Source organism: Streptomyces sp. AK08-02 (assembly GCF_033795085.1).
GTDB lineage: Bacteria > Actinomycetota > Actinomycetes > Streptomycetales > Streptomycetaceae > Streptomyces > Streptomyces echiniscabiei.
Map to the genome: position 1 here is coordinate 189,087 of NZ_JARAZV010000007.1, position 13,971 is coordinate 203,057.

Here is a 13,971-nt window from a genome sequence, read left to right on the forward strand (position 1 = left end):
GCGAAGGGTCAGGCGAAGGCACACACCGTTCACCGATCCCCGCGAGCCGTGTAGGGGCGATGGGAGTGCAGACGATCGTCACGGCGTACCGAGCTCGCTGAGATGCCAGATCTCGGTCAGGTCCGACCAGTTGCCCCCGGCGCCGGTGCCGGCCCAGGGCTCCTGGCAGGGGTCGGTGAGCTTCCACCAGGCCTGGGTGGTCGCGTCGGCGCCGATCGCGGCCATGTCGGCCTCGAAGTCGTCGCCGTGGTACTCGAAGTAGGCGAACAGCGTGTCCTCGCGCAGGAAGATGCTGTAGTTGCGGATGTTCGCGGCCCGCAGCGCGGCCTCGACGCCCGGCCAGACCGCGGAGTGCAGCCGCAGATACAGCTCACGGTGCTCGGGCCGGAGGCGGATCGTCTGAGCAACGCGTTTCATCGAGGTCCTCCGGAGAGTGCGGGCGGCGTTGCCGGACAGCCGCCATGGTCATGCGTCGCGGCGAACCGGCGAATGCCGTTCGCACGACGTGGGTTCGGGACGGCCCCTGAGTCAGTTCCCTGTCGACGGGCCATGGCTGGACGAAGGCGGCGCCGACCAAGCGGCTGCCGCCCCCTCACTCCTTCGTCGCGCCGGCGAGCATGCCGGCCACGAGGGCGCGCTGGGAGAAGAGGAACACGATCAGCACGGGGACGATGGTCACCAGCGTGGCCAGCGCCAGTTCGGGCCGCATGATCTGGTTGCCCGTGCCGCTGGAGGTGTTGAACAGCGGCGAGGCGGCGAGCAGGTTGTTGAGCCCCACCTGCGCCGGGTACTGCGAGCTGTCGGGCAGCATCACGAACGGCAGGAAGAAGTTGTTCCAGTTGCCGACGAAGTTGAAGAACCCGACCAGGGCGATCACTGGCTTGGCCAGCGGCATCGCGATGAGCCGGAAGACCTGCCACTCCGAGCAGCCGTCGATGCGAGCGGCGGACAGCAGGTCGGAGGGGACGTTGGAGGAGAAGTAGATGTAGGTGAGGTAGACCCCGAACGGGAAGAACGAGAAGGGCAGGATCACCGACCAGATCGTGCCGTCCAGGTGCACGGCGTTCATCCCCAGGTACAGGGGCAGCACCATCGCGGCCGTCGGCATGACCATCACGAGCATGGTGATGGTCAGCAGCATCCGGCGCCCGATGAACCGGGTGAGAGCCAGCGCGTACCCGGCGGGGATCGACGTCACCAGGGTCAGGGCCAGCGCGCCGAACGTGTAGAGCGCCGAGTTACGCAGCCAGGTGAGGATCGCACCGTCCTGGAAGGCGTAGAGGTGCTTCCAGGCGTCGGCGACGGCGGTGAGGGAACCGAAGGAGAACGGGTTGTCCCGCACGATCTGGCCGTCGGTCTTGGTCGTGGCCAGCAGGAGCCACACCACCGGCACACAGAAGAACAGCACGGCCAGGCCCATGACGATGAGCCAGGCCAGCCGGGCGGCCAGTGAGCGTGGGCGGCGCGTCCGGCGCATGGGCTTCCTCGGGCTGGTGCGGGCGCCGGCACTGTGACGCGGCGGGGTTCGGCGGGCTGTGGTCGCGGGAGTCGTGGTTGTGGGAGTCGTGGTTGTGGGAGTCGTGGTCGTGGGAGCTGTCGTCATCCTTCGTCCCTGTCGAACAGGCCGGTACGGAAGACGACGAGCGCCGCGCAGGCAAGGCCCAGGATGAGGAGGTCGACGGAGAGCGCCGCCGCGCCGTTGAAGTCGCCGGCCTGGAAGGCGTACTGGTAGGAGAGCTGGTTCGGTGACCAGCTGTCGGGGATCATGCCCCAGCTGGCGAGGGAGACCAGTTGTGGTTCGACGAAGAGCTGGGTGCCGGCCGCGAAGGCCAGGATCAGCATGTACGCGATCCATTTGGTGATCATCGGGATCTGGATGCGCAGGGCGATCTGAAGCGTGCTCGCGCCGTCGATGCGGGCGGCCTCCAGGATCTCGTCCGGGATGCTGTTGAGCGCGCCGTACATGACCACGATCCAGCCGCCGGCCCCGGTCCAGAAGGCGATGACGGTGAAGAGCACAGGCAGGTGGCCGGGTGCGTTGACCTGGGCGAGGGTGTTCCAGCCGAAGCTCTTCAGCAGCCAGCCGACGGGGCTGGCGGCCGGGTCGAGGAGGATCAGGAAGAGCAGCACGCTCGCAACCCCGGCCAGGGCTCCCGGCAGGTAGAACAGGAACCGCAGGCTGGTGGATGCCCTGCGCATACGGCCGTGCAGCATCAGGGAGAGCAGCACCACCAGGATCATCAGGCTGGCCAGCCACACCACCAGGTACAGGCCGATGTGGAGGAAGGCCGGCCCGAAGCGGTAGTCCGTGAACGTCCGGGTGAAGTTGCCGATCCCGACGAGCTGGTTGCGGGAGTTGGACAGTGCCAGCCACACCGCGTAACCGGTGGGCAGGACGCCGAAGGCGAGCAGGAGGAGGACGTAGCCGGAGACGAAGACGTATCCGGCGCGTCCGGCCGGGTTGCGGGCCGAGCGGCCGCCACGGCGGCCGCTCCGCTCGGGTGCGAGGTGGGTGGTCATCGGTCCGCTTCGCTAGTTGACGGTGTAGCCGAGGGACTTGGCCTTGTCGGTGATGGCCGTCTGCCAGGTGCCCAGGGTTTCGGTGAGTGTCTTGCCCGAGTTCAGGGCCGGGATCACGGTCGAGGAGTAGATCGCCTCCTGGCTGTACTGGGTGGCGGACCAGCCGGGCCAGATCAGTTCCGCGGCTTCCTCGAAGGCGGGGCCGATGTCGCCCGCGAAGTAGCCGGTGTCCAGTTGCCCGGCGAGCCACTTGGTGGCCGCGGGCTTGTACGCGGGGTAGGTCCCCGCGGTGGCCTGGTAGTCGTCGGAGGTCGTCATCCAGGTGACCAGGTCGGAGGAGGCCTTGAGGTTCTTGCTGTGGGAGGAGACGAACCACAACCCGCCGCCGACGTTGCCGGTGTAGTTCTTGTCGTCACCCTCGAACTTCAGCGGTGCGGCAGCGGCGATCTGCCCCTTGGGGATCTTGAACGTGGAGTTGAAGAGCACCTGTCCGTACCAGGACGGCCCGGGGAGCATGAGGACCTTGGCCGCCTGGTTCTTGATGAACCCGGCGCTGAAGACGGTGTCCTTGGAGACCGAGCCCTTGGCGATCAGGGTGTCGAGCAGCTTGGCCATCCGGGTGCACTTGGCGTCCTGGAGGTCCACCGTGACCTTCCGGGCACCGGTCGTGGTGCTGGCGGTGCACTGGCTCGCCCAGAAGTACACCTCAGGGGTCCAGGCGTCCCCGGCGGTTCCGACCAGGTACCCGGGGTGTTCCTTGGCGACCTTCTCGCCGAGCGCCTGGTACTCCTCCCAGGTGGTCGGGGCGGTGTAGCCCCACTTGTCCATGAGCGTTTTGTTGTACCAGAGCACGTTCTGGGCAAGGTCGTTGCGCAGGCAGTAGGTGCCGCCGCTGAACTTGCAGGGGTTCAGTGCGCCGTACGCGAAACCGTTCAGCGTCGACAGCGGGACCAGGCCCTTGTCGACGGGCGCGGCGTAGGGCGTCTTGCCCTGTGCGGCCCAGCTGCCGTCGTTGACGTTGGCGCTGAAGGCAACGTCGGGCCAGCCGCTGCCGGCCCGGTCGAACAACTGCACCTTGGTCTGCAGGTCGTTGGCGCCGTTGGCGTCGCCGCTGTACGTGACGATCTTCATCTTCACGTCCGGGTGAGCCTTCTGGTACGCCTCCACGCCGGGCACGCGGCCGGCGTCCGCCCAGACCGTGATCTCACTGCCGGCCTTCTGCGCCACAGGCTTGAAGGCCGCCGGCGCGGCGGTCGCCGCGGGTGTGGGGTCCGCGCTGCCGCAGGCGGCGAGTGCGAGCAGGGAGACGGCGCCCAGCACGGCGACAGCAGTGTGTCTGAGCGGGCGGCGGGAGGAAACCGGAACGTCGTCGTTCATGACTGACCTCAGATCTTGGGAAATGGCGCACAACGGGGAGAGGCGCCGCGTTCGGGGAGTTCGAGACAGGCGGTAGGGGCCTGGGGCTCCGGTCATCAGGCCCGGGGCGGGGTGACAGTCTCCTTGTCGACAAATCCCTGAAGGACGGGAGGGTAGTCCAGGCCCGCCGGGAGGGCGACGCCCGGGCCGGTGGGGGCATGGACGAGACCATGGGCGTCGATGCCACTTTCGCGGCTGATGGGGTTGCCCATGACCAGCGACTCGTAGTAGGTGGTGTTCGAGATGGCCATGCACAGGTGCCGGTTGGGGATCTCCGGCCCGTGCACCTCGGCGCGCAGCCGGTAGGCGTCGGCGAGGTGGGCTGTGCGCATCGCGCCGGTGAAGCCGCCGCGCAGCTGGGTGGAGGCGCGGACTCCGAAGGTGGCGGCGCCGGCCTGGATGAAGTCGGCCGAGTTCATGTGCGCCCCGTCGGAGGTCTCGGCCACCAGGAGCGGGACGGCCACCGCGTCGGCGAGGCGCTTGTACGCGGTGACACTGAACTCCCTCATCGGCTCCTCGTACCAGAGGTAGCCGGCGTCCGAGAGGGCGTGCCCGAGGTGGATCGCGTCGGGGAGGTCGAAGCCCGCCGACCCGTCGAACATCAGCGGGATGTCGTCCCCCACATGCTCGCGCAGAGCCACCGACAGGCGGGCGTCGCGCCGGGCGTCACCCCAGGCGTGGAGCTTGATGGCGGGGTAGCCGAGCTCCAGTGCCTGGTCGGCGATGTCCAGGTACTCCTCCACCGAGGAGTAGGTGACGGTGGAGGCGTAGGCGGGTATCGAGGTGCGGTAACCGCCGAGCAGCTGCCAGGTCGGCAGGTCGGCGAGCCGTCCGGCCAGGTCCCAGAGCGCGGTGTCGACCAGCCCGAGCAGATAGAGCGGTAGCTCCTCCGTGCGGTCCAGCTCCCACATGCGGTGCCAGAGCCATTCCCGCTGCAGGGGATCCTGCCCCACCAACTCGTTGCGCAGTACGCGGTCCAGCAGGTCGGCCAGGATGACACCGCTGCCCCGCCGAGGGGACATCGCCACCCCCTCGACCCCTTCGTCCGTACGGATGCGCAGCACCGCGGCCTCGCCCTCGGACGGGCTGCCCAGGAGTCCGTCCCGCCAGACGAAGGGCGGACTGGCTCCCGGCACCCGGACCGGATGGCACTCGACTTCGGTAATACGCACGGCTTGCACCCCTTGTAACGGGAAGTACTGCTGCGAAATTTTCGTGTAACGTAAGTCGTCATACGAATGCTGTCAAGGAGTCCCGCGCAGTAGACTCGCCGCCATCCGCATCAGCAAGGGGGACACACATGGCCAAGGACAGCACCGGCAGAGCCGGAGAGCCGCCCGTTCTCAAGCCCTGGCCCAAGCGTCCGGCCCGACTGGCACAGGCCGTCATGGAGAGCCTGACCGACTCGATCGTGTCGGGCGTCATTCCTCCGGGATCGACCCTGCCGGTGGAACCCGAGCTGTGCGAGACGTTCGGCGTCAGCCGCATCACCATCCGTGAGGCGGTCAAGTCGCTTGAGGCCAAGGGACTGGTCCTCGCCCGGCAGGGCTACGGCACCACCGTCACCCCGCCCGAGGAATGGAACCTCCTTGACCCCGTCGTGCTGGCCGCGACCGTCCAGCACGACGACCAGCTCGTCGTCCTCGACCAGCTGGTCGACATCCGCTCGACGCTCGAGGCCCAGATGACTGCCCAGGCCGCGGAGCTGGCCACCGACGACGATCTGCGAGCCATCGAGCGGCTGCTGGCCCGGCTCGACGAGGAGACGGCCGTCCCCGCACGCTTCATCGAGACGGATGTGGCCTTCCACGACCGGATCCTGCAGGCGTCCCACAACAGGCTCGGCCGTTCCATCATCCGGATCCTGCACGCCCAGGCGCGCACGACGTTCCTGTACAACGGCACACCGGACGCGACCGCGTGCGAGCGGGCCAACGAGGAGCACCGCGCGGTCGCCGAGCGCCTGCTGGCCCGGGACCCCGACGGCGCCGCGCAGGCCATGGCGGCACACATCCAGACCGCGTGGAGCCGCCGCCGTCTGCCCAACGTGAGCTCCCCGGCCTCCTGAGAGGAACCGCACCGACCTCGCCCCCGAGCCGTCAGGCCGGGGGCGTTCGCATGCCCGGGCCGACTCCGGCCCCCTCCGGCCGACTCGACCGAGTCCGCGTGCGCAATCTCTTGACGAAATTCATATGACGTCTAATGTTACAGCCAAATTTCCCTTCCCCTCCTGCGCCACTGGGCTCTCCCCCGCCCGCCATGGGCACCGCAGGCCCCTCTGAACCACCCGGAAGGTCTCACGTGCGAACAACCCGTATCCGCCCCGCGGCTCCTGGCCGTGTCAGATCATGGCTGGCCACAGCCGCCGTCCTCACCGCCTCGACCGCCGCGGTCCTCGTCCAGGCCGGTCCCGCCTTCGCGGCCGGTACGACGCTCTACGCCTCGCCGAACGGCTCCGGCACCGCCTGCTCCGTGAGCCAGCCGTGCTCCGTCACCCAGGCCAAGACCAATGTGCGGGCGATCAGCAGCTCCATGACGGCAGACATCACCGTCGAGCTCGCCGACGGCACCTATCGGCTCTCCGCGCCTCTCGCGTTCACCTCGGCGGACTCCGGCACCGGTGGCTACACGGTGAACTGGAAGGCCGCACTGGGTGCCCACCCCGTCATCACCGGCGCCGAGAAGGCCACCGGCTGGACCGTGCAGGACTCGGCCAAGAACATCTGGAAGGCCGACGTCGGCACCGGGTTCGACACGCGCCAGCTGTACGTCGACGGCGTCCTGGCGACCAGGGCCCGCACCGCGCTCACCCGCTCCTACCTGACCGCGACCACCAGCGGCTACACCTTCACCAACAGCTCGCTGAACTACCTCAACAGCCTTGCGCAGCCCGGCCGGACCGAGATCCACGGCATCGGATCCTTCACCGACCGCTACGCCCCGGTGACCGGCATCAGCAGCGGCACCATCACCGTGGCCCAGCCCTCGTGGAACAACAACACGTTCGGCTACGACACCCTGACCAGCCCCTACCGTTCCGGCCCGCTCTACATCGAGAACGCCTACGAATTCCTCGACGCGGCCGGTGAGTGGTACCTCGACACCGCCACAGGCACCCTCTACTACAAGCCGCTCGCCGGGCAGGACATGAGCACGGCCGACGTCGAGGTGCCGAAACTGCAGTCACTCATCGGCGTCGGAGGGACCTACTCCTCCCCCGCCACCCACATCGCCTTCTCAGGACTGCGGTTCTCGGGCACCAGCTGGCTCGACCCCACCACCCACGGTTACGCCAGCCAGCAGACCGGCGCCTACCTCACCGGCACCTGGGACCGCCCGTCCGACGCGCTGACCTCGTGCCAGAGCGGCTGCCCGCTCTTCGAGGCGACACGCCCGCACTGGGAGCAGATGCCCTCCGCCGTCCAGGTCTCGGCCGCCGACCACATCACGTTCACCGGCAACCGGTTCACCCAGCTCGGACAGAGCGGCCTCGGCATCGGCAACGACGCCAACGCCCACACCACCGGCGTGGGACTCGGCGCGGACACCATCACCGCGACCGGCAACGTCTTCACCCAGGACGCGGGCGGCGGCATCGTCGTCGGCGGTATACAGGCGGACGCGCACCACCCCGGTGACAGCCGGATGACCAACAAGAACATCACGCTGAGCAACAACCTCATCCATGACGTGGCACTGGACTACCGTGACATGTCGTCCATCCTCGTCACCTACGTGAACGGCGCGACCGTCTCGCACAACGAGGTCTACAACCTGCCCTACTCCGGCCTCACCATCGGCTACGGCTGGGGCACCAACGACGTCGGCGGCAGCCAGGACTACGTCAACCGGGGCCTGTACAACTACCAGCCCACCTACACGACCGCGACCACCGCCGCGAACAACCACATCACCGACAACTACATCCACGACATCATGCAGCAGATGACCGACGGCGGCTGCATGTACACCCTGTCGGCGTCGCCGGGCAGCACCTTCGAACGCAACTACTGCCACAACAACGGCGATTGGTTCGGCTTTTACCACGACGAGGGCTCCCGGAACTTCACGGACACCAACAACGTCTTCCGCAACACCGGCCGCTGGGCCAACGAGAACGGCACCTCGACCAACAACAGCGGGGCCCTGACCCTGACCAACAACTGGACGAGCAACAGTTCCACGAACATCACCAGCACCAGCGGCCGCGGTGACGTGGTGAGCGGCACCGTCGTCGTCAGCAACGGCAACTGGCCGTCGGGCGCCCGGACGGTCATGGACAGCGCCGGTATCCAGGCGCTCTACCGTCCGCTGACCACCGACCCCGTCGGCTCGCCCTTCAGCTCCTATTCCTCCACCCCGGCCAACACCGGCCAGAGCGGTGGCCGTTTCACCATCACCGACGCGGGCGCGGACATCTGGGGCGCCGGCGGACAGCACGACGACGCCTACGGCACTGTCTTCCAGAACGGGGCTGCCACCGACGGCACCTCGGTGACCGCCCGGGTCGACAACGTGGACAACAGCAACGGCTGGGCCAAGGCCGGCGTTGTCCTGCGCAACGACCTCACGGACGACGGCTCCTCCGCCGGATACGCGGCTGTGGTGGTGACCCCGAACAACGGCGTCAGCTTCCAGCGCGACTCAACCGCCGACGGCTACCTCGACCAGCTCACGAACACCGCCGCCACCGTCAAGGCACCCGTCTGGTTGCGGCTCACCCGCACCGCCACCCAGGTGTCCGCCTACTACTCCACCGACGGATCCACCTTCACCCAGGTCGGCTCGACGGTGACCCTGCCGTCCATGGCGGCCACCCAGGACGCCGGGGTCATCCACACCGCCCACAGCACCACTCCCGGCAGCGCGACATTCAGCAACCTGCAGATCGTCACCTCTCCCTACAAGGCATACAGCTCCGTTCCGGCCGCGGTCGACCAGCACGGCGGAGTTACCTCCCTGACCAGTGCGGGCATCGACGTGTGGCGCTCCGGCGCGGCGTACGACGACGACTATGCCGCCGCGTACCAGCCAGGAGCCGCGGGATCCTCCTCGACCGTCACCGTCCACGTCGACGGCCAGGACAGGACCAACAGCTGGTCCAAGGCCGGTCTGATGCTGCGCAACAGCGTCACCTCCGCCGGTTCGTCCACCGGGTACGTCGTCCTCGCCGCCACCCCCGCCAACGGAATCGCCCTGTCGTACGACTCCAACAGTGACGGTTACCTCGACGCCAACGTCCTCAAGACCGGAAGCAGCGCCATCGCCCCGGTCTGGCTCCGACTGGTCAGGAGCGGCACGTCGGTCACCGGCTCGTACTCCGCCGACGGCACCACCTGGACCACTGTCGGCACCGCGACACTGACCGGGGCGAACACCACCCTGGACGCGGGCATGTTCTCCACGGCCCACGCCGGAAGTCCCGGCACCGCGACCTTCAGCCAGTTCTCCGTCAGCTGACGGAGCGGCTCGGGTCACGGTTTCCGAAACGACCTCGGCGTGGTGGTGCGGCCTCCGCACCACCACGCCGAGAGGCGTGTCGTCCACAGGGTGTCGACCTACTGCTTCGCCTTCGCCCTGATCGTGTCGATGACTGCCTGGACGGCGGTGACGAAGTTCTCGGGGTCGTCCAACGCCCGGAACGTCCATGCCAGTCGGGCGATGTTGGGGAACTTCTCCGGCGGCAGGTTGAGGTAGTCCGTCTTCCACGCCCGCAGGTCCGCGTCCCGGATCTCCGGGGACAAGGACGCCAGACTCGCGTCCATGGCGCTGTAGGCCAGCACCAGGTCGGCGAAGACGCGGTAGTAGCGGGTCGCGTCGTCGCCGTCGAGGCCCGCGCGGAGCATGCAGTCCAGCTTGCGTTCCACGGTCCGGAACTCGTTCTCCCGGCGGGCGGTGCGCGCGGCCGCGAGGGCTCCCACGTTGGGGTGCCGGAGGAACGCTTGGTGTGTGTGGACCGCGATCTGCATCAGGTCGTGGGCCCAGTCGTCCGTCGGCGGCGGGGTGTTCGCCAGCGCCTCTTCGTGCAGGGCGTCGATCAGGGCCAGCAGCAGCTCGTCCTTGTTACGGAAATGCCGGTAGATCGCCGTCGGATGAGCGCTCAGCTCGCGGCCGAGCGCCGAGAAGGTCAGTTTGTCCATGCCGGACGAGTCGGCGACCCGGAACGCGGCTTCGACGATCATCTCCTGGCTCAGTGTGCCGCGGGGCAACCGGCTTCGACCCGCGCCCTTCGTCGTACTGGCGTCACTCGTGGCCATATGTCCTTCCTCATATCGGTTGCCTTCCATCGTGGTGCACCGCTGCCGCCGGGTCAGCCCGCCACGGCCGAGCCGTCCGCCCGCGGGTCACTGGCCGCGACCAGGCGCGGACCGTCGGAACCGCCCGCGCGGCGGACCAACTGGCCGTGCCCGACACCATCGTCGTGTGCGTCGATCAGGTCGACGGTGAATCCCGCGTCCCCGATCGCACGGACACCGATGGCGGGTACGTCCCGCTCCGCCTTGACGGTACCGGCACCCTCCCTCACCCCGGCTTCCATGGCACCGAGGACCCAGCGCGGCGCCGACACGGCACGCCTCGCGGAGGCGCCGGCAGCGAGGTGGAGGGCCATGTGGGTGTGCACCTGCGGCTGCGCGCGTCCCCCCATGACACCGTGCGCCCCGACGAGTTCGCCGGCCTCGCGGACCAGCACGGGCATGAGTGTGTGCAGGGGACGTTTGCCGCCGGCGAGCCGGTTCGGCGACGCCGGGTCGAGCGAGAACGACGCACCGCGATTGTGCAGGACGACACCGGTGCGGGGATCGAGCAGCGCGGCACCGAAGCAGTGGAACACGCTCTGGATCAACGAGACCCAGGTACCGTCCCGGTCCGTCACGACGACCGCGACGGTGTCACCGGACGCCTTGCGCTGTCCGAGCAGTTCGAACGGTGCGGCCGCCATCGCCTGCTCGGCGATGCGCCGCACGTACGGGCCGGACAGCAACTCCTCGGCGGGGACGGTCTCCTCCCACTCCGGGTCGCAACAGAACCGGTCTCGCTCGGCGGCGGCCTGGGCGAGCACGGACGCCACCACGCCCGCGTCGCGGCCCAGCGGATCGAGGGTCCCGCGGACGGTGCGCACCACGTCGAGTGCGCGCAGTCCCTGGAGGAAGTACAGCCCCTGCGAGTTGTCGCCGCCCGAGAGGTACTCGACGCCGTCGTACACCGCACTGTGGGCCCCCGACACCCGTACCGTGTGCTCAGCGAGGTCCTCGACCGTCATGGCCGATCCCTGCTCGGCGAGCAGTTTCACCAGGCTCATGCCGACGTCTCCGGCGTACAGAGCGGACGGGCCGTACGCGCCGATCGACGCGAGCGTACGGGCGAGGGCGGGCTGCCGAAGGGTCTGGCCGGCCTGGAGGACATCCCCGTCAGCGAAGAACACACCGCGCATGCCGGGGTCGCGGACCAGGTTCTGTCGCTCCCTGCGCAGGTCCAGGGCCAGTCCGGGGGCGACGGGGACGCCCTGGCGGGCGGCTGCTTCGGCAGGGGCCAGTGCCGCCGAGAGCGGACGGGTCCCCCAGGTGTCGGCGAGCGCGGCCCAGCCGGCCACCGCACCGGGGACAGTCACCGGGAGCGCACCGAGGACGGGCATCCTCTCGTACCGTGCCGTCACCTCACTGACGTCGACGGCCCGCGGTGCCCGGCCGCCGGCGTTGACGAAACGGACCTCGCCGTCGGCGGTGCCCACCAGCGCGAGGACGTCGCCGCCGACCGAACACTGGTTGGGGTAGACGACGGCCAGCATGGCGGCGGCCGCGAGTGCGGCATCAACCGCGTTGCCGCCGCCGCGCAGTACGTCGGCGGCGACGTCGCTCGCCGTCGTGTGCGGCGTCGCGACGGCCCACTCACCGCCCATGGCGGAGAGGCGACGATCAGTGAAAACGGACATGGTTCCCTTCCCAGCTCACCAACGCGAATCGTCTGAGGGGTGCCATGTGTTTCCCGGCACAGACGCGGCCGTGATGCCGGATACGGCGGTTAGGCTCCACTCTCCGGTCAGATCGTCTTTAACCGCCCCGTAACGGGAGATCCTTGACAGTTCTGGAGCGTCCGGCCTAGCTTCCCCTCATAGTCAACGTCATCGACTATCGCATTGACTATGAGCCCACGCAACCACGGAAACTCCTGAAGGGGTCCGGCAATGGCAAGATCATTCCGTCGCGCCTGTCGCACGACACTCCCATCGGCCTGCGCCTTCGTCGCGGCAGCGGCCATGCTCGCCGGGTGCGGTGGCTCCACGGGGACGGCGGCACCGTCCGCGGCCTCGCCCGCGGTCGCTGTACCTGCGGGGACACTCGTGAAAGACGGGCAGATCACCTACTGCTCGGACATCAGCGCGCCGCCGCTGACGTACTACGACGCCGCGCAGAAGCCGGTGGGCGCCGAGATCGAACTCGGCGACGCGCTCGCGGCCCAGCTCGGCGTCGAGGCGAACTGGGCCAACACCGCCTTCAACGGCATCATCCCGGCGTTGAAGGCCAGACAGTGCGACGCGATCATCACCCAGCTCTACATCAAGCCCGAGCGGGAGAAGGTCGTGGACTTCGTCCCGTACATGTACGCCTCCAACACCCTCGTGGTGTCGGAGAAGAACGACAAGGGCATCAAGAGCGCGTCCGACCTGTGCGGCAACAAGGCGGCGGCCCAGACGGGCACGACCGTCGCCGACTACCTGGCCGACCAGTCGAAGAAGTGCCAGGCGGACGGGAAGCAGAAGGTCGACATCCGGCTGTTCAACAAGGACACCGACGCCCTTCAGCAACTCCGCCTCGGGCTGGTCGACAGCTACGGAACGACCCTGGAGACCGCCGCGTACGTGCTGAAGCAGCAGCCGGGCACCTTCGAGCTCACCGGGGAGCCGTTCAACCGCATCAAGGTGGGCGCCGCCACCCGCAAGGACGACACCGCTCTGCACAACGCACTGACGACAGCGTTCGCCGCGATCCAGAAGAACGGCGAGTACGCCGCCATCCTCAAGAAGTGGAACCTGACGGGTGACGACATCGCGGGTTAGCCCTCCGCCCGAACGACCGGTGGGACCGCTCGACCGCCGTACACCCGCGTCGGCAGTGGTCCGGCCCGACCGCATCCGCACACACGCAGGGAGAGGATGACGTGGCTGACACGTCCTTGCTCGCCGACTCGGCACAGGTGGCCGGCTTCGACTGGTCGTTCTTCTGGCACTACCTGACGTCCCCTTCCGGGATCTTCCTGGAGGGACTCTGGCGCACTGTCTACATCTCGGTCGTCGCACAGTTGCTCGGTGTAGTGCTGGGTCTCGTCATCGCGCTCGCCCAGCGCAGCCGCTTCGCCGTACTGCGCTGGGGCGGTAGGACGTACGTCTGGCTGATCCGGGGCACACCCCTGCTGGTCCAGCTGGTCCTCGTCTACAACGGCCTCGCCGCGGCGGGCGTCTACCGCTTCAGCGACATCCAGTTGGGTGGCCTCGTCCTTCTCGGCGTCGTACAGGCGGCCGTCCTGACACTCGCGGTGAACGAGGCGGCCTACATGGCCGAGATCATCCGCGCGGCGCTCGACGCCATCGACCGGGGGCAGACGGAGGCGGCACAGGCGCTCGGTATGACCCCGTCACTGACCATGCGGGTGGTACTGCTGCCTCAGGCGCTGCGGATCATCGTTCCTCCGCTGGGCAACGAGTTCAACCTGATGATGAAATCGACGTCTCTGCTGTCGGTCATCGGACTCCAGGAGATGTTCCTGACGGCTCAGTCGATCAACTCGGCGACCTTCAAGACGTTCGAGATCTTCGCCGTCGTCGCGTGCTACTACCTCGCCCTGACGACGGTCTGGTCGTTCGTCCAGCGGTTCATCGAGCGCAGACTCGCGGACCCCGGTTCCGTCCCGCCGCCCGGCCCCTCGCTACGGGAGCGACTCGTCGGCGGTGGTGGCAGGGGCGGCGGTTCCGGGCACGCCGCGAAAGAGCTCGTCGGCAAGGAACACGCACTCACAAGCAGGGAAGCGAACTGACGTGGA

At 68.2% G+C, this 13,971-nt stretch carries 11 protein-coding genes; 4 read left to right on the forward strand and 7 right to left on the reverse strand.

The features are described from left to right. Positions 1 to 78 precede the first annotated feature (78 nt). The 5 genes from PV734_RS16450 to PV734_RS16470 all read right to left on the reverse strand — a co-directional run bounded on the left by PV734_RS16450 (position 79) and on the right by PV734_RS16470 (position 5,108). Positions 79 to 417, reverse strand: a complete 339-nt coding sequence (locus PV734_RS16450; RefSeq protein WP_319097663.1) for an L-rhamnose mutarotase — start codon at positions 415 to 417, stop codon at positions 79 to 81. Positions 418 to 592: 175 nt separating this feature from the next. Then, positions 593 to 1,477, reverse strand: a complete 885-nt coding sequence (locus PV734_RS16455) for a carbohydrate ABC transporter permease (protein WP_319097664.1) — start codon at positions 1,475 to 1,477, stop codon at positions 593 to 595. Between the two features lie 122 nt (positions 1,478 to 1,599). Then, complete coding sequence (locus PV734_RS16460) at positions 1,600 to 2,520, reverse strand: sugar ABC transporter permease (protein ID WP_319097665.1); 921 nt, start codon at positions 2,518 to 2,520, stop codon at positions 1,600 to 1,602. Positions 2,521 to 2,532: 12 nt separating this feature from the next. Then, positions 2,533 to 3,897 carry an ABC transporter substrate-binding protein gene (locus PV734_RS16465; RefSeq protein WP_319290043.1) on the reverse strand — a complete coding sequence of 455 codons (1,365 nt, stop codon included), beginning with the start codon at positions 3,895 to 3,897 and terminating at the stop codon, positions 2,533 to 2,535. Between the two features lie 95 nt (positions 3,898 to 3,992). Next, positions 3,993 to 5,108, reverse strand: a complete 1,116-nt coding sequence (locus tag PV734_RS16470) for an enolase C-terminal domain-like protein (RefSeq protein WP_319290045.1) — start codon at positions 5,106 to 5,108, stop codon at positions 3,993 to 3,995. 128 nt (positions 5,109 to 5,236) lie between these two features. Here PV734_RS16470 and PV734_RS16475 point away from each other — a divergent pair, with 128 nt between their 5' ends. Both PV734_RS16475 and PV734_RS16480 read left to right on the forward strand, forming a co-directional pair. Then, complete coding sequence (locus PV734_RS16475; RefSeq protein ID WP_319095726.1) at positions 5,237 to 6,004, forward strand: FadR/GntR family transcriptional regulator; 768 nt, start codon at positions 5,237 to 5,239, stop codon at positions 6,002 to 6,004. Between the two features lie 233 nt (positions 6,005 to 6,237). Then, positions 6,238 to 9,396: a DUF1349 domain-containing protein gene (locus PV734_RS16480; RefSeq protein ID WP_319290047.1), complete on the forward strand. Its 3,159-nt coding sequence runs from the start codon at positions 6,238 to 6,240 to the stop codon at positions 9,394 to 9,396. 98 nt (positions 9,397 to 9,494) lie between these two features. Here PV734_RS16480 and PV734_RS16485 read toward each other — a convergent pair whose 3' ends face one another. Both PV734_RS16485 and PV734_RS16490 read right to left on the reverse strand, forming a co-directional pair. After that, positions 9,495 to 10,193 carry a TetR/AcrR family transcriptional regulator gene (locus PV734_RS16485; protein WP_319095724.1) on the reverse strand — a complete coding sequence of 233 codons (699 nt, stop codon included), beginning with the start codon at positions 10,191 to 10,193 and terminating at the stop codon, positions 9,495 to 9,497. Between the two features lie 53 nt (positions 10,194 to 10,246). Beyond that, positions 10,247 to 11,866, reverse strand: coding sequence for a gamma-glutamyltransferase family protein (locus PV734_RS16490; RefSeq protein ID WP_319290048.1), 1,620 nt, complete (start codon positions 11,864 to 11,866; stop codon positions 10,247 to 10,249). A 408-nt stretch (positions 11,867 to 12,274) separates the two neighbouring features. On the opposite strand from PV734_RS16490, the gene PV734_RS16495 reads away from it, so the two are divergent. Both PV734_RS16495 and PV734_RS16500 read left to right on the forward strand, forming a co-directional pair. Continuing rightward, positions 12,275 to 12,991, forward strand: coding sequence for an ABC transporter substrate-binding protein (locus PV734_RS16495; RefSeq protein ID WP_319290050.1), 717 nt, complete (start codon positions 12,275 to 12,277; stop codon positions 12,989 to 12,991). A gap of 101 nt (positions 12,992 to 13,092) precedes the next feature. Then, a complete protein-coding gene (locus PV734_RS16500; RefSeq protein ID WP_319290052.1) occupies positions 13,093 to 13,965 on the forward strand; it encodes an amino acid ABC transporter permease in 873 nt (290 codons plus the stop codon). The last annotated feature ends 6 nt before the right edge of the window (positions 13,966 to 13,971 follow it).